Consider the following 20,903-nt stretch of genomic DNA (forward strand, 5'->3'; position numbering starts at 1 on the left):
GGACGGCGGGTCACCGGCAGGGTCACCGGAGCGCACGGAGTCCAACGAGGAGCCTCTCGACGATGGAGCGGTCGGTCTGCTGGGCGGGCGGGATCGGCGCCCGGGCGCGCAGGCAGCCCGCCTCGACCAGATCGGCCGCGAGGAAGACGGTGGCGCTGACGGGCAGGCGCAGGTGCGCGGCGGCCTCCACCACGGTCAGCGCGCCGGGGCGCAGCAGGTCCCAGAGCCGGCGGTGTTCGGTTTCGAGCCCGGTCGGCGGTTCGGCCCGGTCGGCGAACAGGACGGTCAGCCGCTCGAAGCCCTCGCCGCCGGGGCGGCTGCGGCCGCCGGTGGCCAGGTAGGCGGGCACCATCCGCCTGCGGGGTACGGCGGTCATGACCGGACGGTGTCGTCCTGCCGCCGGGACGGGCTCGCGAGCGCGCGGCCCAGGGCGGCGACCTGTACCTGCATCTGGTAGGAGACGTTGCCGAGTTGGGCGTCCGGGGTGGTGAACACGGCGAGCGAGGTGTTCTCCCCGGCGGGCACGACGATCGCGTAGCCGAGGTCCGACTCCACCACGGTCTGGGCCAGTCGCGGCCGTTCGGCGTCGGTGAACGCGGTGGTGAACGCCCGGGCGGCGGCGTGCACGGTCGCGGTCATCGCGGCGACCCGTTCGGCGGAGGCCCGTTCCAGGCCGTCCGAGGCGCCCTCGACCAGGCCGTCGCCGGTGGCGATGACCGCGTGCAGCACCCCCGGCAGCTCCAGCAGCGGGGTCAGCACCCACGAGATCTCGTCGGTGGCGGTCGGGCTGGGCGTGCTGCTCACTGCTCGGCTCCTTCTAAGGGCGTCGGAACGGTCGTGGGGCCGGTGGTGTGGTCACCGGCGGTGTGGTCACCGGTGGGGCGGCCGGGGGTGGTGTCGCCTGGGGTGGTGTCGCTGTGTTCGGTGGTGCCGCTGCCCCGGGTGGCGACGCCGTCGCGGCCGCCGGACTCGGAGGCGGCCCGCGCCACGGCGGCCCGGCCGGAGTCGGTGCCCCGCTGCAGCGCCTGCCAGTGGGCGGCGGCGCGCTCGGGGGTGCGACCGGCGGCGGGGACGGCGGGGGTCGCGGACGCCTCCGGCTCCTCGGCGGCCAGCGGGCGGCGGCGCGCGGGTGGGCAGGCCGCTGCCGTCGTCCGCCGGGGAATCCACCGTGTCGTCCGCCCGGTTCGCGGCGGTCACGGGGTCCGCCACCGTCGCCTCCCCGCCCGGGTCGGGCACCACGTGGATGGCCGGGGCCGGGTGCGGGCCCGGCTGGTGGTGGCGGTCGGCGAGCTGCGGGCCGTCCTGCTCGTCGGCGTCGCGCATCGGCGGGACGGCGGCGACGGTGGGCGCGGGGGCCGGTCCGGAGCTGGCCCGCAGCGGCAGCGGGGTGAGCACCGAGAGCGGCTGCCCGTCGTCGACGACGGTCACCAGCCCGGCCGGGATCCGCAGGATGGTCCGCATGCCGCCGTACGGCGAGGGCTCGATGTGGCAGGAGAAGCCGTACTGACGGGCCAGCTTGCCGACCACCGCGAAGCCGGTCTTGGGCGGGTTGCCGAGCTCGGTGAGCAGCAGGTCCGGCGGGCCGGCGAGCAGTCGGCGGGCGCGGCGCAGCTGGTCCTCGTCCATGCCGATGCCGCTGTCGTCGATGATGACCAGCGCGCCGCGGCCGCCCTGCTGGACGGTGACCGGGACGTCGGTCTCCGGGTGCGAGTAGGCGGTGGCGTTGGCGAGCAGCTCGGCGATGGTGACGGCGATCGGCTCGGCGGCCCGGGCGACCACCGCGAGCCGCTGCTCCCGCAGGTGGTTGGCGACCTTGATCCGGGCGTAGCCGGGCACCCGGGAGAGCGCGCCGACGACCACCTCGGCGAGCGGCGAGTCGGTGCGGGCCAGGCCGGGCCAGGCCTCGCAGAGCACGGCGACGGTCTGGATCCGGCGCAGCGCGACCTCGTTGCGGAAGTCGACCTCCAGCAGCCGGGGGTCGTCGTTGTCGTGCTGCAGCTGCTGGACCAGGCTCTGGATCTGGTACAGCAGGGTCTGGATCCGGGAGGTGGCGCCGCGCATGGCGGCGCGGGCGGCGGCGTCCACCCGTTCGCGCTCGTCGGCGAGGGCGGTGGCGGTGGCGTCCAGGACGGACTGCAGCGCCCGGACGGCCTCCGGGCCGACGGCCGGCGGGTCGAGCGGGCCGACCAGCGGGGCGTTGGTGTGGGTGAGCCGGACGGCGGTGGCGGCCACCCGCTCCTGGGCGAGGTGGCCGATCTCGGCGAGCAGTGCGGCGGTACGCGCCTCGGCGGCGGCGGCGCGGCGGTCGGCCTCCTCGGCACGGGCGGCCGCGGCGGCGCCCTGCTGGGCGGTGTCCCGGGCGGCGTCCTCGGCGGCCCGGGCGGCGTCGTGCGCGGCGCGGGAGGCGTCCTCGGCGGCCCGGGCGAGACCCTCGACCCGGCGGGCGTCCTCGACGGCGCGCCGGACGTTCTCCTGCGCCTCGCGCAGCTGCTGCTCGGCGCGGGCGAGCCGGCCCTCGGCGACCCGGGCACGCTCCTCGCTCCGGGTGAGCGCGGTCTCGGCGGTCGCCGCCCGGGCACCGGCCGCCGCGCGGGCACGGGCGAGCACGGCCGCGGCCACGGCGGCGACCAGCGCCAGGGCGATCAGCGCGATCTGCGTCATCGGAGTCCTCGGGGGTGCGGACGGGGCGGGCCGGCCGGGTGGGTGGGTGGGTGGGCCGGCCGGGGCGGGCGGGGGCTCGGGATCCGTACGGGCGTCGGCTCGGGGCGCCGGCTCCGGGTGTCAGCTCGGGGCATCAACTCCGGGCATCAACTCCGGGCGTCAACTCAGGGCGTCAGCTCGGGTCGTCAGCTCCCGGCCGTGCGCGGGCGCGGGATCCGGGCGGTGTCCTCGGTCAGTTCCCGGGCGACCAGGGCGACCTGCCCCATGGCGTCCAGCACGCCGGGTGCCTCGGTGCCGTCCAGGTGCCGGTACTCGGCGGCGACGGTGAGCACCAGCCGCTCGGGCAGGCCGAGCTCGGGGTGGCGCTGTTCGGCGATCACCCGCCGGGCGGCGTCCAGCGCGGGTATCCCGGCGGCGTGCAGGGTGTGGGCGCGCTCCCGGACGTACGCGAGGTAGCCGATGTGCTCCTGGACGCCGGCGCGGTCGAGGACCGGGCCGTGCCCGGGGACGAAGATCTCCGCGCCGGTGGCCAGGGCCTGTTCGCAGGCGCCGATGATGTTCTCCAGCGGGCCGGCCCAGTGCGAGGGGTGGTCGCCGGGCTGCTCGGGCGTCGAGGAGAAGATCACGTCGCCGGTGAACACCGCGCGCTGGTGCGGGAGGTGGACCATCAGGTCGCCGCCGGTGTGCGCGGCGGGCAGGCTGGTGATCCGCACGGGGTAGCGTCCGACCCGCAGCTCCAGCTCACCGGTGAAGACGGTGTCCGGCTGAACGGGCTCGGTGGCGGACCAGTCGAACCGGCCGAAGTGCTCCTTGAGGTAGCCGCCGAGCAGCGAGTCCGGGTCGCTGCCGTTGACCAGGGCGTGCTGCTGCTGCGGGGTGGGCTCCCAGTGGATGTGCTCCAGGGCCTCGCGGGTGGCGATCACCTCGGCGTCCGGCACGACCCCGGCGCCCCACAGGTGGTCGCCGTTGGCGTGGGTGACGACGACCCGGTCGATCTCGACGCCGGCGGGCAGCAGCCGGCGGCTCGCGGCGAGGAACTCCCCGGCCATCGAGGGGTCGTACGGCGTGTCGATCCAGAGCGCGGTCGTCTCGGAGGCCAGCAGGCCGCAGTTGGCCAGGCCCCAGCCCCGCTTCGGGGGGAGCCACACGTACAGGTCCTCGGCAATCGCGCTCACGTTCGCACGGTTGATCGTCATGTGCGCGATTATGCCCATGATGCGTCAAGGGCGGGGCAAAACCTGTACGAACGCGCGGAGTTCATGACCCGGTCCCTCCCGGGCTGTCCGGATTCGCACCCTGTGGTCGAGACCAATTGTCTCACCGCTCGGGACAGGTCGTGGACGGCCCGGGCGGCCGGACTAACCGCGTGCGCACGGCCGGCGCTTTCGATTTTGCCGCCGATGGGGCACTCCACCTGCGGAAATGGTCGCAGCTGGGGACCAAAGTCCCTGATCACCGTGGTGGCAAGCTCAAATAATGCTCTGAGAAGACCGGGTGAGGCTTGGCAGCCTCCCCGCCCGGGGACATCCTCAGCAACACGGCCGCGCGGTCCTGGCGACGGCGCCCGCACCACCCGACGGCCGTTCCCACCCCAGCCCTCCGAAGGGGGCGAACCGATGACTTCCCCTGCCCTGGACCTGCCCGCACGGGCCACCGGCGGCCCCGCCGCCACCCGCCTGGGCGTCGGCCTCGGCTGGCGCGCCGAGATCGACACCGTGATCGAGCGCCAACCCGGCCTGGACTGGGTCGAAGTGGTCGCCGAGAACATCTGCGCCGGCCACCTGCCCGAATCCCTGACGGTGCTGCGCGAACGCGGCGTCACCGTCGTCCCGCACGGCGTCGGCCTCGGCCTCGGCGGCGCCGCACTGCCCGACCCCGCCCGGCTCGCCAAGCTCGCCGACACCGCGCTGGCGCTCGGCTCCCCGCTGGTCACCGAGCACCTGGCCTTCGTCCGGGCCGGCGGCCTGGAGGCCGGGCACCTGCTGCCCGTCCCCCGCACCCGGGACTCGCTGCGGGTGATCGCCGAGAACGTCCGGATCGCCCAGGAGCAGCTCCCGGTACCGCTCGCCCTGGAGAACATAGCCGCCCAACTCGCCTGGCCGGACGACGAGTTCACCGAGGGTGAGTTCCTCGCCGAGCTGGTCGCGCGGACCGGCGTCCGGCTGCTGATCGACGTCGCCAACCTGCACACCAACCGGGTCAACCTCGGCATCGACCCGGCCGCCGAACTCGACCGGCTGCCGCTGGAGGCGCTCGCCTACGTGCACGTCGCTGGCGGCACCACGGTCGACGGCGTCTGGCACGACACCCACGCCCACCCGGTCACCGAACCGGTGCTGGAGGTGCTGGCCGAGCTCTGCGCCCGGGTCGCACCGCCCGGCGTCCTGCTGGAGCGGGACGCCGACTTCCCGCCGCCCAGCGAGCTGGCCGGTGAACTGGACGCCATCCGCCGGGTGCTGGAGGGGAGCACCCGGCGATGAGCGACCGGATCACGGCCCAGGCCCCCGCCGACGACCAGGACCTCGCCGCCGCCCGGCAGCGGCTGGCCCGGCGCCAGGAGGAGCTGCTGGCCGCCCTGGTGGCCGGCGGGCCCGTCCCGCCCGGCTTCGACCCGGCGCAGGTCCGCGCCCAGTCCACCGGCCTCGCCGCCAAGCGGCGCGGCACCACCGCCAAGGTGGCCCCGGACCTTCCCCGCCTGCTCGGGGAGCGGTACGGGCCGCTCTTCCTCGCGTACGCCCGCACCCACCCGCAGACCGGCGGCTACCGCGCCGACGCCCGGACCTTCGCCCAGTGGGTGCTCACCGAAGGCGGCCCGCTCGCCGCCGACCACCGCCGGGCCCTGGAGCAGTGGCTCCGCCCGGCACCCGTACGGCCGTCCGGCCCGCTCGCGCGACTGCGCCGGGCCCTGCGCCGCTAGTCACGACCCATCGTCTTTTCCGGGGGAACCGCCCATGTGGCACAACAGCTACTTCACCGTCCCAACCGTCCTGCTGGTGGCCGCCGCCCTGTTCGCCGTCCAGGCCCGGCAGCACGTCGCCAAGGTCCGCTACGCCAAGGGCCTGCCCGGCCGCGGCCTGCCGCTGCTCGACGCCGCCTTCCTGGCCGGCGGACCGGGCCGGGTCTTCGACACCGCGCTGGTCCGGATGCACCTGGGCGAGCAGGTGGTGATCAGCCGCTCCGGCCTGGTCACGCTCACCGGCGGCCAACCGTACGACGCGGTCGACCAGGCGATCCACGACGCCGTCGGCCCCACCGGAAGCCGCGAGATCGCCCCGCTGCGCCGGGTGGTGATGCGCTCCGCCGCCGTCCAGGAGATCGGCGACCGGCTCGCCGACCGCGGCCTGCTGCGCCGCCCCGAGCGGCTGCGGCGGGCCCGCACCGCCCGTCGGCTGCTCTGGCTCGCGCTGCTCGTCGTGGTGGCCTTCGCGGTGGCCGCCGAGGTGATCGACGACGGCGCCTACGGCCACGAGCGCCCCGACCTCACGGTCCCCGCCGTCCTGGTGGTCGGCGGCCTCGTCACGCTGCTCGCCACGAGGCCCGCCAAGGGCCGGATCACCCCGGCCGGGAGGCAGCAGCTGTCCCTGATGGCCGGCTCGCCGTGGACGCCCCACTCGGGCTTCCCGCCCGCGCTGGCCGGCGGCGCGCTGCTCGGCGCGCTCGCGCTCGGCGGGCTGGCCGCCGCCGGACTGGACAACCAGGAGCTGGAGGCCGCGATGCTGGCCGGGGCGGCCGAGGAGGAGGCGATGCGGCAGGCCGCCGCCGCCTCGTACGGTTCGAACTCCTCGGGATCGTCCTCGTCGTCGTCCTCCTCTTCCTCGTCCTCGTGCTCCTCCGCGTCCTCCTCGTCGTGCTCCTCCGGTGGCTCCGACACCTGGTGCGGCTCCTCCTCCGACTCCGGGTCCTCCGGCTGCGGCGGGAGCAGCGGCTGCGGCTCGTCCTCCTCCAGCTGTGGCTCGTCCTCGTCCTCCAGCTGCGGGTCCTCGTCGTCCTCCAGCTGCGGCTCGTCCTCGTCCTCCAGCTGCGGGTCCTCGTCCTCCTCCAGCTGCGGATCGAGCTGCGGATCGAGCTGCGGCGGGGGCGGCTGCGGCTCCTGACGGGCCGCGGCCGGCGGCGCCGCCGACGTCACAGTTCGGTATCGCGGACCGGGAACTCGTTCCCCACGCCATCGGGCCCGGCATACAACAAGGCCATGTGGTTGCTGTTCCTGATACCGGCCTGTGTCGCGGCAGTGCTCTCCTGCCTCCGGCTGGTCCGGATGACCGCCACCGCCGACGCCCTCACCGACCAGGACGGGCTACGCCCCCCGGAAGCCGTCGGCATCGGGCTGTACGAGACCGCCTACCTGGCCGGCGGCCCGGACCGGGTGGTCGAGCTCGCCCTCGTCCTGATGGCCGGCCGGGGCCGCCTCCACCTGGCGCACACCGGCTGGACCACCGTCGTCGACCCCAAGGGCCGCAGCCGGCTGGAACGGGCGGTCATCGCCACCGTCGGCCCCGAGGGCCAGTGCCGCACCGACGAACTGCGCCGGGCGATGGCCGAGCACCCCACGGTGCTGGAGATCGGCGCCCGGCTCGCGCTGGCCGGCCTGGCCACCCCGGCCCTGGTGCAGCGCAACACCGTCGTGGTGGTCCGGCAGGTCCGGCACGCGCTGCTGCTGTCCCTGCTCCTGCTGGCCGCCTCACTCGCCCTCAGCGGCTTCACCGGCGGTGACACCGTCGCCCCGCTCGCCTGGTTCTCGCTGCCGCTGGTGCTCACCTCGGGCACCCTGCTGATGGCCCGGGTCGACGTCTACCCCTACACCCGCTGGGCCTCCCCGATCGGCCAGGAGGTGCTGCGCGAGGTCCGCCCCACCCGCCAGCGCGGCCTCGCCGACGACGAGGAACGCGAACTGCTCACCGCCGTCGCCATGAACGGCCCCGCCGTCCTCCCCGACGCCCGCCTGCGCGCCGCCCTCCGCCCCCACCGCACCTGACCGGAGCCGGGGCGGGTCCGGCCGGGCCTCGCCCGTAGCCGTAACGACGCCGGAGGCCGGCTCCCCGCCCGTACAGGGGGGAACCGGCCTCCGAAGGGGACCGCGGTCGCTCGGGCCGGGCCGGACCGGGCCGTGTCGCGTCGCTCAGACCAGGCCGTTGAGCAGCTCGGCGACCGGCTTGCGGCGGCCGGTGAAGAACGGCACCTCCTCGCGGACGTGCAGCCGGGCCCGGGAGGGGCGCAGGTCGCGCATCAGGTCGACGATCCGGTGCAGTTCGTCCGCCTCGAAGGCGAGCAGCCACTCGTAGTCGCCGAGCGCGAACGAGGCCACCGTGTTGGCCCGCACGTCCGGGTAGCCGCGCGCCATCTTGCCGTGCTCGGCGAGCATCGCGCGCCGCTCCTCGTCCGGCAGCAGGTACCACTCGTAGGAGCGCACGAACGGGTACACGCAGACGTAGTCGCGCGCGCGCTCGTCGGCCAGGAAGGCCGGGATGTGCGACTTGTTGAACTCGGCCGGGCGGTGCAGCGCCATGTTCGACCAGACCGGCTCCAGCTCCCGGCCCAGAGCGGTGCGGCGGAAGCGGTTGTACGCCTCCTGCAGGTCGTCCGAGTCCTCGGCGTGCCACCAGACCATGATGTCGGCGTCCGCGCGCAGACCGGAGACGTCGTACGTGCCACGCACGGTCACGTCCTTCGCGGCCAGCTGCTCGAACAGCCCGTCCACCTCGGCGGCCAGCGCGGTGCGGTCCTCGGGCAGGGCGCCCTTGAGCTTGAACACCGACCACATGGTGTAGCGGATGACCTGGTTCAGGTCGCGCGCCTTCTTCTTCTCGGGCCGCTGCTCCGGCTCCCGCTCAACGCTCTCAGTCATGCGCCCATTGTCCTCTCCGTGGAACCTTCCCCGGTCGCCGGGGTCAACAGTCTGTCGACGGCCGCCGCCGCGGCGGCGGCCGAACCGATGCACGCCGGAATCCCCACCCCGTCGTACGCGGCGCCACACAGCGCCAGCGCGCCGACCCGCTCGGCCGCCGCCCGGGCCCGGGCCACCCTGTCCGGGTGGCCCACCGGGTACTGCGGCAGACCGGCCGCGAACCGCGAGACGAAGGTGTCGTACGGCCGGGCGGTCAGCCCGACCGCCTCCCGCAGGTCCGCCAGCGAGCGGGCCACCAGCTCCTCGTCCGGCAGGCCCAGCGCCTCCTCCTCCCGGTGCCGGCCCAGCGAGGTGCGCAGCAGGAACGCGTCCGTCGCGGAACGCGCCAGCCAGCCCCACTTGTTGGAGGAGAAGGTCGACGCCTTGATCCGCCGTCCGTCCACCGGCGGCACCAGGAACCCGCTGCCGCCGGGGAGTCCGTCCAGGTCGGAACGCCGGAACGCCAGCGTCACCAGGGCCATGCCCGCGTACTCGACGGCGTCCAGCTCGGTGGCGGCCGCCGGGGCGTCCGCGCGCAGCAGCCGGGCCGCGGCCGGGGCCGGCACGGCCAGCACGACCGCGTCCGCGTGCAGCACCTCGCCGCCGGTCACCACCCGCCAGCCGCCGGGGGTGCGGCGCAGCTCGTCCACCGGGGCGTCCGTGCGCAGGTCCACCCCCGCCCGGGCACAGGCCGCGGCGACCGCCTCCGGCAGGGTGCCGAGACCGCCGCGCAGGCCGTTGAAGACCGGGGTGCCGACCGTCTGCGGCCGGGAGGCCAGCTCGTGCACGCCCTCGACCAGCGAACCGCCGCCGCGCGCGATCGCCAGCAGCTGCGGCACGGCGGCGCGCAGCGAGATCTCGTCGGCGCGCCCGGCGTAGACGCCGCCCAGCAGCGGCTCCACCAGCCGGTCCACCACCTCCCGGCCCAGCCGGTCGGCGACGTAGCGCCCGATCGCGACGTCCTCGCCCACCTCGGTGGGCTCCTCGTGCCGGGCCCGCTCCAGCCCCTCGGGGCTGAGCACCCCGGAGGCCTCCAGCGCCGCCAGGTCGCCCGGCACGCCCATCACCTGCCCGCCCGGCAGCGGCCGCAGCGCCCCGCGCGTCCAGATCGCCGCCTTCGCGGTGGTCGGCGGCTCCAGTGCCTCCCCCAGCCCGACCGCCCGGGCCAGCTCCACCGCCTCCGGCCGCCGGGCCAGCACCGACTCGGCCCCGAGGTCCACCCGGACCCCGCCGACCTCCCCGCCCCACAGCTTCCCGCCGACCCGCCCCGACGCCTCCAGCAGCGTCACCCGCGCCCGCGGCGCGCCCCCGGCCGCCCCGCTCAGAAAAGCGGCCGCGGCCAGCCCCGCGATCCCACCACCGACGACGACGACCCGCGCATCCGACATGCCCCGCAGTCTCGCAGGTCTTTACACCGAACCCTCAATCCCCCGCACGCTTCGCACTCCGCGGCACCAGCCCGTCCAGGTCGATGGCGATCGGGAACGGCACCGGGCGTTCGAGCCTCCCCCGAAAGATCCCGGCCGAGACGTAGGAGGAGGTCACCGTCTCCAGCTCGAAGGTGTGCACGACCGGCAGGCCGTCCTCCTCCTCGACGATCCAGTAGTGCGGAATCCCGGCCTCGGCGTACTTGCGAACCTTGACCGTGCGGTCGCGGTGCGCGGACTCCGGAGATACGACCTCGACGACCAGCGCCACCTCGTCGGGAGCGAACTGGGTGCGGTCGGGATCGAATTCGGCCTTGACGACGAGGACGTCCGGCTCGGGTCGGTTCCGCTTGTCGAGCTTGATCGTCATCTCCCGCCCGACCCGGTATCCCGGCGGCAGCTGGCGGCGCAGCGCGTACACCAGGTCCGTGACCACATCTCCGTGCCACCAACGCTGGGGGGACATCATGAAGACCAGTGCTCCATCGATCAGTTCAGTGTGCCGCGGCGCCTGCGGCAGGTGGTCGAGGTCATCCGCAAACCAGCCCTCGTCTCTGGGCGCGTACATCCAGTCCGGCAGCTCGCTCATGCCCCCAAGATAGCGAGTTCAAGGGGCCGACGGACCCCCGCTCAATCTGTGTGCTACGGAACCGATCGTGGTGAGCGCGTGTCTGGCGGGGTCCCCTGCCGGTACGACGGGCGGGCGAGGAGCCCCGACGGCGCCGTGCGGCTGGTGGAGGCCGGGCGGGCCGTGGTGGTGGCTCGGAGGGGGCGGGTTCTTGGCCGGCGCTCGGGCGGCGCCGGCGGCCGCCGAGGTGGCGGGGGCGCGGCGGGCGGTGCCGATGGCGCGCAGCCCGTCCTGCGGCTGCGGGCAGGTGTACGACGGGACGTTCACCGGGGAGCTGCGCCCCCTCGGGGCGGGGTGGCGGCGGGGGTGTTGCGGCGGGCGGGGGCGGGGTCGCCGCCGGGGGCGGGCCTCCGGAGCCGGAGGCCCGCCGTCGCGGGGTCAGCGCGCGCTGGCCTCGTGGACGTAGGCGACGAGGCGGCTGAGCGCGTCCGGGTCCATGGACGGCAGCACGCCGTGGCCGAGGTTGAAGATGTGGCCGCTGGTGCCGAGTGCCCGGGCGGCGTCCAGCACCTCGCGGGCCTTGGCCTCCACGACCTCGGTGGGCGCGAACAGCACCGCCGGGTCGAGGTTGCCCTGCAGGCCCTTGCCCGGGCCGACCCGCTCGGCGGCGACGTTCAGCGGCACCCGCCAGTCGACGCCGACGATGTCCGCGCCGGCCTGGCCCATCAGGCCGAGCAGTTCGCCGGTGCCGACACCGAAGTGGATCTTCGGCACGTCGTACTCGGCGACGGCGTCGAAGACCTTGGTGCTGGCCGGCATCACCGAGCGGCGGTAGTCGTCCGGCGCGAGCGAGCCGACCCAGGAGTCGAACAGCTGGACCGCCGAGGCGCCGGCCTCGATCTGCACCTTCAGGAAGGCCGAGGTGATGTCCGCGAGCCGGTCCACCAGGGCGGCCCACAGCTCGGGCTGCCCGTACATCATGGCCTTGGTGTTCTCGTGGTTCTTGGACGGGCCGCCCTCGACCAGGTAGCTGGCCAGCGTGTACGGCGCGCCGGCGAAGCCGATCAGCGGGGTCCCGCCTAGCTCGTCCACCAGCAGGCCGATGGCCTCGGTGATGTAGGGGACGTCGTCGGGCTCCAGCGGCCGCAGCCGCCGCAGGTCCTCGAAGCTGCGGATCGGGTCGGCGATGACCGGGCCGACGCCGGGCTTGATGTCGACGTCGATGCCGACCGCCTTGAGCGGCACCACGATGTCGCTGAAGAAGATCGCCGCGTCCACCTTGTGCCGGCGCACCGGCTGCAGGGTGATCTCCTTGACCAGCTCGGGCCGCATGCAGGACTCCAGCATGGGGATGCCCTCGCGGACCTTCAGGTACTCGGGCAGCGAGCGGCCGGCCTGGCGCATGAACCAGACGGGCGTGTGCGGCACCGGCTCGTTCCGGCAGGCGCGCAGGAACGCGGAGTCGTACGCGGCGCCGCGGCGCGCGGGGGTGGTCCGGCCGTCGTGGGTGGCCGCCGTCGGGTCTGCCGTAGTCTCGCTCACGCGTCAAATCTTCGCACGCGTCCCGGGGGGCACTTCCCGGCCGGTCTCGTGGGTTCCTCCAAGATCTGCCCGGGTTTGCCGTTCCGGCACGCCGCTGGGAGAGAAGTTGCGGCGATAACCCGGCTTCTCGACCTAGTCTTCGGGGCATGGCAGGCGTCGGAGGGCACCCCGCGCAGGGTGGCGGAGCAGGTGGCGGAACGGGTCGCGAGGGGGCGCCGAACGAGTTCCGGGCTGCCGTGGCGGCCCTGGACGGGGCCCGGTTGCGGCCCGAGGTCCAGCTCTCCGCCGCGCCGGCTCCGCGCCGGCTGGCCCCGTACTCCTTCGCGGTGACCGCCGCGGTCGAGGTGGACGGCGAGGAGCTGGCGGACGGCCGGCTGGTGCTGCTGTACGACCCGGCCGGGCAGGAGGCCTGGAACGGCGAGTTCCGGGTGGTCACGATGACCAGGGCCGAGCTGGAGCCGGAGATGGCAGGCGACCCGATGCTGTGCGAGGTCGGCTGGGCCTGGCTGATGGACGCCCTGCAGACGCACGGCGCCGGGTACGCGGAGCCGTCCGGCACGGTGACCAGGTGCGCGTCCCAGTACTTCGGCGGCCTGGCGGACCGCCCCTCGTCGACCGAGATCGAGATCCGGGCCTCCTGGACGCCCGCCGACGGGCGCTTCGAGCGGCACCTGGCCGCCTGGGCGGAGCTGCTCTGCATCGGCGCCGGCCTGCCCCCGGCCGCGCCCGCCCCGCAGGGCCCGGCCGAGGTGCCGTCACTCGGTGGAGTGGTCCCGATGCCCGCGCGGCGACGCCCCCGGTCGCACTGACGGGTGGCGCCCGGGCCTGACGGCACCGGGACGGCCGGACGCCACCCCCAGGACTGACGGAGTGTGACTTCGGACCCGCTCTGCGTCAATTAACCGGTCGAGAGTGACCGATCCGCATCGAATCTGATCGATTTTGTGCGAATACCAGGCATGTCGCATCAATCATTTGCGCGATTTGTCCGTATTGTTACTCACTAGATCGTGATCTTTCGCTAAAGCCGGGCACGGTAGCTGCCGAAGCAGACTGTGACCCTTTCCGAACGCGGAACACTCCGACCGCCCCCATCGGGGTTCCGTCCGCCACTCCCCGCAGGAGGCCTGGTGTCGGTCCTTCTTGAGCACCCCGCAAACGTGGTCGCCTACCGCCCGACCAAGCCCACCGCCATGGTGGTCATCGCAGATCCCCGCGTCCGAAACACCGTCACCCGTCACCTGTGGGCGCTCGGCGTCCGGGACGTGATCGAGGTGTCCTCGATCGCCGAGGCCCGCCCCCGGGTCTCCACCCCGCGCGACATCTGCGTCGCCGACGTCCACCTCCCGGACGGCTCCGGGCTGACCATCCTCGCCGAGACCCGCGCCGCGGGCTGGCCCAACGGCCTGGCGCTGTCCGCCGCCGACGACATCGGCGCGGTCCGCAGCGCGCTGGCCGGCGGCGTCAAGGGCTACGTGGTCACCGGCACCCGGACGAACGTCGCGATGCCGGGCCGCCCCGGGATGCCGCTCGGCGCCGCCGGGCTGGCCGGCCGGATGCGGCGCCCCGGGATGCCGGGCATGCCGGGCGCCGTCGGCGCTCCGGGCGCCCCCGGAGCCCCCGGTGCGCCGGGCCCGCAGCAGGCCGCCTACCGCGAGCTGTCCGGCCGCGAGGTCGAGGTGCTGCGGCTGGTCGCCGAGGGACAGTCGAACAAGGCGATCGGTGTGGCGATGGGCCTGTCGGCGCTCACCGTCAAGAGCCACCTCGCCCGGATCGCCCGCAAGCTGGGCACCGGCGACCGCGCCGGAATGGTCGCCGTCGCCCTGCGCACCGGAATCATCCACTGAGCCCAGCGCTCCGGACCGCCGCGGCGGCCGAGGAGGAACGTTTCCTCCTCGGCCGCCGCGCCGTCGTTGGGGGGAGGCCGGAGCGGAGGCCGACAACCCCGCAAGTGGGCGAGCACCCGCCCCGAGCCGACAACCCCGCGAGCGGGCGAGTACCCGCCCCGAGCCGACAACCCCGCGAGCGGGCGAGTACCCGCCCCGAGCCGACAACCCCGCGAGCGGGCGAGTCACAGGGCGGACGGGTCACAACCCCGTCCGTAACTGTCTGACCAGTCCGACAACACTCCCGGTCCCGAGGACCGTCGTACCCTTGGTAGGTGACCGACGCCGTAGCAGCCATCCCAGAAGAAGCAGCCCCGGTCCCGCTCCTCGAGCCGAAGGAGGGGATCCCGCCCGTCGTGGCGGACGAGCAGGCGCTGGCCGCCACGATCGCCGCCTTCGCCGCGGGCTCCGGACCGGTCGCCGTGGACGCCGAGCGCGCCTCCGGCTACCGCTACGGGCAGCGTGCCTACCTCATCCAGCTGCGCCGCGCGGGTTCCGGCTCCGCCCTGATCGACCCGATCGCCTGCCCCGACCTGAGCGCGCTCGACGCCGCCATCGGGGACGCCGAATGGGTGGTGCACGCGGCCACCCAGGACCTGCCCTGCCTGGCCGAGGTGGGCATGAGACCCAAGCGGCTGTTCGACACCGAGCTGGCCGGGCGGATCGCCGGCTTCGCCCGGGTCGGCCTCGGACCGATGACCGAGAACGTGCTGGGCCTGAGCCTGGCCAAGGAGCACTCGGCGGTCGACTGGTCCACCCGCCCGCTGCCCGAGCCGTGGCTGCGCTACGCCGCTCTGGACGTCGAGGTGCTGGTCGAGCTGCGCGACGCACTCGAACAGGAGCTGGACGCCCAGGGCAAGCTCGACTGGGCCCTGGAGGAGTTCGCCGCGATCGCCGCCGCGCCCCGCCCGGCGCCGCGCACCGACCCGTGGCGGCGCACCTCGCAGCTGCACAAGGTCCGCCGGCGCCGCCAGCTGGCCGTGGTGCGCGAGCTGTGGCTGGCCCGGGACCGGATGGCCCAGGAGCGGGACGTCTCCCCCGGCCGGGTGCTCTCGGACGCCGCGATCGTCAACGCCGCGCTGGCCATGCCGCTGAACATCGCCGCGCTGCAGGCCGTCCAGGGCTTCGGGCCCCGGGTGCACCGGCGCCAGCTGGAGCAGTGGCTGTCGGCCGTGCAGCGCGGCCGGGAGATCCCGGAGAACCAGCTGCCGCCGGCCGCCGCGCCGCACGACGGACCGCCGCCGCCGCGGGCCTGGGCCGAGAAGGACCCGGTGGCCGCCGCCCGGCTGTCGGGGGCGCGCACCGCGGTCAGCGAGCTGGCCGAGCGGCACAACCTGCCCGCCGAGAACCTGATCACCCCGGACCTGGTCCGGCGGGTCTCCTGGGAGCCGCCGGCCGACCGGGGCCCCGAGGGCGTGGCCACCGCGCTGCGCCGGCTCGGCGCCCGGCAGTGGCAGGTGGACCTGGTGGCGCCGGCGATGGCCGCCGCGTTCGCCGCGGCCGTGACCGCGGCCGCCGACCAGGGCTGACCCGGCAGAACCCGGAAGGGGGTGCCGTCCGTACGGGCGGCACCCCCTTCGCCGTCCCCGGGAGCGGCCCACGGCCGGCCCGCAGAGGGACTGAGAGCGGCCCGCGGAGGGCCCGGGCACGGCGTTCCTGGTCGGACGTGTCGCGGGACACATGGTCAGAACCGACCGCGGGGCCTGGGCAGGTTGGTTACCGACCGGTAGCATGGCCGTGATGCGGCGCCGCTCGGGTCTTTTTCGCCGGCGGCAGCCTGCCCACCTCAAATGTTGGTCCCTGGGAGGAGAGCCCCCGTGCCTCGTACCGCGAGGGACGTCGTCTTCGTCGATGGCGTCCGCACCCCGTTCGGCAAGGCCGGCCCGAAGGGCATCTACCACGAGACGCGCGCCGACGACCTCGTCGTCAAGTGCATCCGGGAGCTCGTGCGCCGTAACCCGAACCTGCCCGTCGAGCGCATCGACGAGGTCGCCATCGCGGCCACCACGCAGATCGGCGACCAGGGTCTGACCATCGGGCGCACCGCCGCCCTGCTGTCCGGCCTGCCGAAGTCCGTGCCCGGCTACTCGATCGACCGCATGTGCGCCGGCGCGCTGACCGCCGTGACCGCCACCGCGGGCGGCATCGCCTTCGGCGCGTACGACGTGGTCGTGGCCGGTGGCGTCGAGCACATGGGCCGCCACCCCATGGGCGAGGGCGTGGACCCGAACCCGCGCTTCGTCTCCGAGAAGCTGGTCGACGAGTCCGCCCTGTTCATGGGCATGACCGCGGAGAACCTGCACGACCGCTTCCCGCACATCACCAAGGAGCGCTGCGACGCCTTCGCCGTGCGCTCCCAGGAGAAGGCCGCCAAGGCGTACGCCAACGGCGACATCCAGCCCGACCTGGTGCCGATCTCGATCCGCAACACCAACCCCGAGGTCGGCGAGACCGGCTGGGGCCTGGCCACCGTGGACGAGCCGATGCGCCCGGGCACCACGATGGAGTCGCTGGCGAACCTCAAGACCCCGTTCCGCCCGCACGGCAACATCACCGCGGGCAACTCGGCCGGTCTGAACGACGGTGCCACCGCCTCGCTGCTGGCCGCCGAGGACGTCGCCGAGGAGCTCGGCCTCCCGGTCAAGATGCGCATGGTCTCCTACGCCTTCGCGGGCGTCGAGCCCGAGGTCATGGGCATCGGCCCGGTGCCGGCCACCGAGAAGGCGCTGGCCAAGGCCGGTCTGACCATCGACGACATCCAGGCCTTCGAGGTCAACGAGGCCTTCGCCGTCCAGGTGCTGTCCTTCCTGGACCACTACGGCATCGCGGACGACGACGAGCGGGTCAACCCGTTCGGCGGCGCGATCGCCTTCGGTCACCCGCTGGCCTCCTCGGGCGTGCGCCTGATGAACCAGCTGGCCCGCCGCTTCGAGCAGCGCCCGGACGTCCGCTACGGCCTCACCACGATGTGCATCGGCTTCGGCATGGGCGGCACCATCATCTGGGAGAACCCCCACTTCGAGGGTGGTAAGTGACCATGAGCAACACCACTGAGCTGCTCCAGCACGGCGCCGAGCTGTTCCCGGGCGAGGTCGTCACCACGGCCCACGTCCGTCACCTGGACCTGCCCCTGCAGGCCGGCAAGCTGGCTCTGATCACCCTGGACAACGGCTTCGACCACACCAAGCCGACCACCTTCGGCCCGGGCTCGCTGCTCAAGCTGTCCGTCGCGCTGGACCAGGTCGAGGCCGAGGCCGCCGAGGGCAAGATCGTCGGTGCCGCGATCACCGGCAAGCCGTTCATCTTCGCGGTCGGCGCCGACCTCAAGGGCGTCGAGCTCCTCAAGGAGCACGCGGACGCGCTGGCCATCGGCAAGGGCGGCCACGAGGTCTTCAAGCGGATCGCCGCGCTGCCCGTCCCGACCTTCGCCTTCTACAACGGTGCGGCGATGGGCGGCGGCGTCGAGGTCGGCCTGCACGCCGACTACCGCACGGTGTCGGCGGGCGTCCCGGCCTTCTCGCTGCCCGAGGTCTTCCTGGGCCTCGTCCCCGGCTGGGGCGGCTGCACGATCCTGCCGAACCTGATCGGTGCCGGCAAGGCCGTCAAGGTCATCATCGAGAACTCGATGAACCAGAACAAGCAGCTCAAGGGCAAGGACGTGTTCGAGCTGGGGATCGCCGACGCGATCTTCGAGCCGGCCGACTTCCTGGAGCAGTCGCTGCTGTGGGCCGCCAAGGTCCTCAAGGGCGACGTCGTCGTCGAGCGCGAGGCGATCGACCGCGGCAAGGGCTGGGACGACGCCGTCGCCTGGGGCCGGCTGGTCGCCGACGCCAAGGTGCACGGTGCCGCTCCGGCCGCCTACAAGGCACTGGACATCATCGCCGCCGTCAAGGACGCCGACCTCGCCGACAAGGCCAGCCTGCAGGGCGGCTTCGACGCCGAGGACGCGGCCCTGGCCGACCTCATCATGAGCGGCGAGCTGCGCAGCGGCATCTACGCCTTCAACCTGGTGCAGCGTCGGGCCAAGCGCCCGGTCGGCGCTCCGGACAAGTCGCTGGCCCGCCCGGTCTCCAAGGTCGGCGTCGTCGGCGCCGGTCTGATGGCCTCGCAGCTGGCGCTGCTGTTCGCCCGCCGTCTGGAGGTGCCGGTGGTCCTCACCGACATCGACCAGGCGCGCGTCGACAAGGGCGTCGGCTACGTCCACGCCGAGATCGACAAGCTGCTCTCCAAGGGCCGCATCGGCAACGACAAGGCCAACCGCCTCAAGGGCCTGGTCTCCGGCTCGCTCGACAAGGCCGCCGCCTTCGGTGACGCGGACTTCGTCATCGAGGCCGTGTTCGAGGAGATGGGCGTCAAGCAGACCGTCTTCGCGGACCTGGAGAACGTGGTCTCGCCGACCTGTGTGCTGGCGACCAACACCTCCTCGCTGTCGGTCACCGAGATGGCCTCGAAGCTGAAGCACCCCGAGCGGGTCGTCGGCTTCCACTTCTTCAACCCGGTCGCGATCCTGCCGCTGCTGGAGATCGTCCGCGGCGACGCGACCGACGACGCGTCGCTGGCCACCGCCTTCGCCGTGTCGAAGAAGCTGAAGAAGACGTCGGTGCTCTGCAAGGACGCCCCGGCGTTCGTGGTGAACCGGATCCTGACCCGCTTCATGGGCGAGATCCAGGGCATCATCGACGAGGGCACCCCGATCGCCGACGTCGAGAAGGCCGTCGAGCCGCTCGGCCTGCCGATGTCCCCGATCGTGCTGCTGGAGCTGGTCGGCCCGGCCATCGCGCTGCACGTCTCGGAGACCCTGCACGGCGCCTTCCCGGAGCGGTTCACCGTCTCCGAGAACCTCGCCAAGGTGGTCAAGGCCGGCAAGCGCGGCTTCTACACCTGGACGGACGGCCAGCAGGTCCTCGACCCCGAGGTGCTGGAGCTGCTGACCTTCGGCGACTCGGTCCTCACCGAGGAGCAGGTCCGCGCCCGCGCCCTGGAGGCCGTGGCGCAGGAGATCGGCCTGATGCTGGAGGAGGGTGTCGTCGCCGAGGCGCAGGACATCGACCTCTGCATGATCACCGGTGCCGGCTGGCCCTTCCACCTGGGCGGGATCACCCCGTACCTGGACCGTGAGGGCATCTCGGAGCGCGTGAACGGCAAGCCGTTCCTGGCCCCCGGCCTGGCCTCGGTGCCCGCGTAGCGCATGGCCCCGTAGACACGGAGGAGCCCCGGTGACCACCAGGTCACCGGGGCTCCTCCGTGTCTACGGGCGTTTCCGCGGGCGGGCCCGTGTACGGGCGTTTCAGCAAGGCGGCCCGTGTACGGGCGTCTCAGTGCTTGAGGCGGTAGACGACGGTGTCCGCGAAGACGCCGACCATCTCGTAGTGGGTGTCCAGCAGGTTCTCGATCCGGGGGACCAGGACCGGCTGGTACGGGGCGATGCCGGAGTCGTCGACCACGACCTCGGGCAGGCCGTTGGCGAGTTCCTTGTCGAAGGTCTGCCAGGCGTTGGAGACGCTGAACTGCTCGCCGACGTTGCCGCTGCCGTCCTTGCCGCCGCTGTAGTTGGTGAGGAAGCCGGCGGTCAGGTAGCGGGTGGCGGGCTTGCGGTCGGCCAGCCAGTACAGCTCGGGGTGCATGCCCCAGACCAGCACGGTGTCCTTGGGCGTGGTCTGCGCGGCGACGGCGGTGGCGACCTCGGTGGTGCGGTTGAGCCGCTCCCCCGGCCAGGCCAGCGCCAGGCCCCAGAACACCGTCGCGGCGACCGTGGTGTACGCCAGGACGGGCTTCCAGCGGATCGCCGAGGTGGCGACCGCCCCGGTGCCCAGCAGCACCAGCGGCGGGATCAGCTGCAGGTAGTAGTGGCCGAAGAAGTGGAAGCCCACGCTGACCGCGACGGCCGAGGAGAGCAGCCAGACCCACAGGTCGGTGGTCGAGCCGTGCTCCTCGCCGGCCACCGGCAGCGGGCGGTGGCGGTACTTGAGCCAGAGCCGGCGCCCGACCGGGAGCAGGAAGCCCAGGCCGGCCGCGACCAGGATGGCCGAGTTGCCGAGCGCGCGGCCGACCATCTGCAGCCAGGCGCCGCCGAAGGTGGCGTAGTCGCCGCTGCCGGTGACCACCCAGAAGAGGAAGCCCTTGGGCTTGGTGAGGATCACCGCGACCAGCGCTATCGGCAGGGTGAAGCCGAACCCGATCTTGAACAGTGCGGGCGGCCAGCGCACCCCGCGCCGGCGGGCGTCCTGGAACAGCATCCAGAGCACCGGCAGCAGCACCGCGCCGCCGGTCTGCTTGGTCAGCGAGCAGAGCGCCACCGCGATGCCCGCGGCCAGCCAGCGGCGCCGCTCGGCGTACCGGAAGGCGGCCACCATGGCGGGCAGCATGAAGACCTCGAAGGTCGCCGCCTGGGTGTCCTCCGGCGAGAGCCCGATGGAGACCAGCAGGTAGAGCAGCCCGGCGCCGGCGCCGGCCCGGTTGCCCCAGCGGCCGCGGGCGATCGAGGCCAGCAGGATCGCGGTGACCAGGTGGGCCACCACCGCCAGGGTGCGCAGCGGCCAGAGCGAGGCGGAGCCGAAGACCGCGAAGCAGGCCTGGTAGAGCCAGGGCAGCAGCGGGGGCTTGCGGTCCACCACGGTGTCGTAGAGCACCCCGCCGTCCGCCAGCATCCGGGCCTGGGTGGCCAGGAAGCCCTCGTCCGGGCTCCAGACGGGCCGGGCGAAGGAGGGGATGTGGGTGAGGAGCGCGACCAGCACGAGGACCGGCACCAGCCTGGTCCAGTACCCGGCTTGGACATGGGTACGGACACGCTCGGGCAGGCGCTCGGCCAGTCCGGCGAGGCGGGGGCGGGTGGGGGTCGGCACGGTTGACAACCTACCGGGCGGGATCGGCGCCGATGGCGCCGGTCCCGCCTTTCAGTACTATTGTCGGCTTGTTTCGTGACGAACTGTTACAGAGTT

At 73.8% G+C, this 20,903-nt stretch carries 18 protein-coding genes; 9 read left to right on the plus strand and 9 right to left on the minus strand.

Annotation, left to right across the window (positions count from 1 at the left end; genetic code table 11):
* Nucleotides 1–22: 22 nt before the first annotated feature.
* The 4 genes from ACYP53_RS01485 to ACYP53_RS01500 form a co-directional block, all read right to left on the minus strand.
* Complete coding sequence (locus ACYP53_RS01485) at nt 23–376, minus strand: DUF742 domain-containing protein (protein ID WP_189916436.1); 354 nt, start codon at nt 374–376, stop codon at nt 23–25.
* A complete protein-coding gene (locus tag ACYP53_RS01490; RefSeq protein ID WP_189916437.1) occupies nt 373–804 on the minus strand; it encodes a roadblock/LC7 domain-containing protein in 432 nt (143 codons plus the stop codon). Before ACYP53_RS01490 ends, ACYP53_RS01485 begins: the two co-directional genes overlap by 4 nt.
* A gap of 66 nt (nt 805–870) precedes the next feature.
* A complete protein-coding gene (locus ACYP53_RS01495) occupies nt 871–2,661 on the minus strand; it encodes an ATP-binding protein (RefSeq protein WP_459646434.1) in 1,791 nt (596 codons plus the stop codon).
* Nucleotides 2,662–2,846: 185 nt separating this feature from the next.
* The gene (locus ACYP53_RS01500; RefSeq protein WP_189916439.1) at nt 2,847–3,857 is read right to left on the minus strand and encodes an MBL fold metallo-hydrolase; all 1,011 of its coding nucleotides are present in this window, start codon (nt 3,855–3,857) and stop codon (nt 2,847–2,849) included.
* 420 nt (nt 3,858–4,277) lie between these two features.
* Between ACYP53_RS01500 and ACYP53_RS01505 the strand changes: the two genes are divergently transcribed.
* The 4 genes from ACYP53_RS01505 to ACYP53_RS01520 all read left to right on the plus strand — a co-directional run bounded on the left by ACYP53_RS01505 (nt 4,278) and on the right by ACYP53_RS01520 (nt 7,633).
* Complete coding sequence (locus ACYP53_RS01505) at nt 4,278–5,141, plus strand: MbnB/TglH/ChrH family RiPP precursor modification enzyme (protein ID WP_459646435.1); 864 nt, start codon at nt 4,278–4,280, stop codon at nt 5,139–5,141.
* The gene (locus ACYP53_RS01510) at nt 5,138–5,578 is read left to right on the plus strand and encodes a hypothetical protein (protein WP_459646436.1); all 441 of its coding nucleotides are present in this window, start codon (nt 5,138–5,140) and stop codon (nt 5,576–5,578) included. The genes ACYP53_RS01505 and ACYP53_RS01510 overlap by 4 nt, the downstream gene beginning before the upstream one ends.
* 34 nt (nt 5,579–5,612) lie before the next feature.
* Nucleotides 5,613–6,755 (plus strand): TIGR04222 domain-containing membrane protein, encoded by a 1,143-nt coding sequence (locus ACYP53_RS01515; RefSeq protein WP_459646437.1) that lies wholly within the window; start codon nt 5,613–5,615, stop codon nt 6,753–6,755.
* 95 nt (nt 6,756–6,850) lie between these two features.
* Nucleotides 6,851–7,633 carry a TIGR04222 domain-containing membrane protein gene (locus tag ACYP53_RS01520; RefSeq protein ID WP_189916441.1) on the plus strand — a complete coding sequence of 261 codons (783 nt, stop codon included), beginning with the start codon at nt 6,851–6,853 and terminating at the stop codon, nt 7,631–7,633.
* A 144-nt stretch (nt 7,634–7,777) separates the two neighbouring features.
* Here the strand turns inward: ACYP53_RS01520 and hemQ are convergent, their stop codons facing one another.
* From hemQ to hemE, 4 genes are all read right to left on the minus strand, one after another.
* Nucleotides 7,778–8,503 (minus strand): hydrogen peroxide-dependent heme synthase, encoded by a 726-nt coding sequence (hemQ, locus tag ACYP53_RS01525; RefSeq protein WP_189916442.1) that lies wholly within the window; start codon nt 8,501–8,503, stop codon nt 7,778–7,780.
* Complete coding sequence (gene hemG / locus ACYP53_RS01530; RefSeq protein WP_459646438.1) at nt 8,500–9,930, minus strand: protoporphyrinogen oxidase; 1,431 nt, start codon at nt 9,928–9,930, stop codon at nt 8,500–8,502. The genes hemQ and hemG overlap by 4 nt, the downstream gene beginning before the upstream one ends.
* Nucleotides 9,931–9,964: 34 nt before the next feature.
* Entirely contained in the window at nt 9,965–10,558 is a 594-nt protein-coding gene (locus tag ACYP53_RS01535; RefSeq protein WP_459646439.1) for a Uma2 family endonuclease, read from the minus strand.
* 417 nt (nt 10,559–10,975) lie between these two features.
* Entirely contained in the window at nt 10,976–11,989 is a 1,014-nt protein-coding gene (gene hemE / locus ACYP53_RS01540) for a uroporphyrinogen decarboxylase (protein ID WP_459647936.1), read from the minus strand.
* Between the two features lie 236 nt (nt 11,990–12,225).
* On the opposite strand from hemE, the gene ACYP53_RS01545 reads away from it, so the two are divergent.
* From ACYP53_RS01545 to ACYP53_RS01565, 5 genes are all read left to right on the plus strand, one after another.
* A complete protein-coding gene (locus ACYP53_RS01545; RefSeq protein WP_189916447.1) occupies nt 12,226–12,888 on the plus strand; it encodes a DUF3000 domain-containing protein in 663 nt (220 codons plus the stop codon).
* A 321-nt stretch (nt 12,889–13,209) separates the two neighbouring features.
* Entirely contained in the window at nt 13,210–13,926 is a 717-nt protein-coding gene (locus ACYP53_RS01550; RefSeq protein WP_189916448.1) for a response regulator transcription factor, read from the plus strand.
* Between the two features lie 314 nt (nt 13,927–14,240).
* Complete coding sequence (locus ACYP53_RS01555) at nt 14,241–15,494, plus strand: HRDC domain-containing protein (protein ID WP_459646440.1); 1,254 nt, start codon at nt 14,241–14,243, stop codon at nt 15,492–15,494.
* Between the two features lie 288 nt (nt 15,495–15,782).
* Nucleotides 15,783–17,000, plus strand: coding sequence for a thiolase family protein (locus ACYP53_RS01560; protein WP_459646441.1), 1,218 nt, complete (start codon nt 15,783–15,785; stop codon nt 16,998–17,000).
* A gap of 2 nt (nt 17,001–17,002) precedes the next feature.
* Complete coding sequence (locus ACYP53_RS01565; RefSeq protein WP_459646442.1) at nt 17,003–19,150, plus strand: 3-hydroxyacyl-CoA dehydrogenase NAD-binding domain-containing protein; 2,148 nt, start codon at nt 17,003–17,005, stop codon at nt 19,148–19,150.
* Nucleotides 19,151–19,280: 130 nt separating this feature from the next.
* Here ACYP53_RS01565 and ACYP53_RS01570 read toward each other — a convergent pair whose 3' ends face one another.
* On the minus strand, nt 19,281–20,807 hold the full coding sequence (locus tag ACYP53_RS01570) for an ArnT family glycosyltransferase (protein ID WP_459646443.1): 1,527 nt from the start codon (nt 20,805–20,807) through the stop codon (nt 19,281–19,283).
* Nucleotides 20,808–20,903: the final 96 nt, after the last annotated feature.

The organism is Kitasatospora sp. Ki12, assembly GCF_054601375.1.

What these genes read in the sequence shown, in the direction of transcription:
- ACYP53_RS01565 (WP_459646442.1), top strand. Translation starts at nt 17,003, where the DNA reads ATGAGCAACACCACTGAGCTGCTCCAGCACGGCGCCGAGCTGTTCCCG.
- ACYP53_RS01495 (WP_459646434.1), bottom strand. Translation starts at nt 2,661, where the DNA reads ATGACGCAGATCGCGCTGATCGCCCTGGCGCTGGTCGCCGCCGTGGCC.
- hemQ (WP_189916442.1), bottom strand. Translation starts at nt 8,503, where the DNA reads ATGACTGAGAGCGTTGAGCGGGAGCCGGAGCAGCGGCCCGAGAAGAAG.
- ACYP53_RS01500 (WP_189916439.1), bottom strand. Translation starts at nt 3,857, where the DNA reads ATGACGATCAACCGTGCGAACGTGAGCGCGATTGCCGAGGACCTGTAC.
- ACYP53_RS01535 (WP_459646439.1), bottom strand. Translation starts at nt 10,558, where the DNA reads ATGAGCGAGCTGCCGGACTGGATGTACGCGCCCAGAGACGAGGGCTGG.
- hemG (WP_459646438.1), bottom strand. Translation starts at nt 9,930, where the DNA reads ATGTCGGATGCGCGGGTCGTCGTCGTCGGTGGTGGGATCGCGGGGCTG.
- ACYP53_RS01505 (WP_459646435.1), top strand. Translation starts at nt 4,278, where the DNA reads ATGACTTCCCCTGCCCTGGACCTGCCCGCACGGGCCACCGGCGGCCCC.
- ACYP53_RS01510 (WP_459646436.1), top strand. Translation starts at nt 5,138, where the DNA reads ATGAGCGACCGGATCACGGCCCAGGCCCCCGCCGACGACCAGGACCTC.
- ACYP53_RS01545 (WP_189916447.1), top strand. Translation starts at nt 12,226, where the DNA reads ATGGCAGGCGTCGGAGGGCACCCCGCGCAGGGTGGCGGAGCAGGTGGC.
- ACYP53_RS01485 (WP_189916436.1), bottom strand. Translation starts at nt 376, where the DNA reads ATGACCGCCGTACCCCGCAGGCGGATGGTGCCCGCCTACCTGGCCACC.
- ACYP53_RS01520 (WP_189916441.1), top strand. Translation starts at nt 6,851, where the DNA reads ATGTGGTTGCTGTTCCTGATACCGGCCTGTGTCGCGGCAGTGCTCTCC.
- ACYP53_RS01515 (WP_459646437.1), top strand. Translation starts at nt 5,613, where the DNA reads ATGTGGCACAACAGCTACTTCACCGTCCCAACCGTCCTGCTGGTGGCC.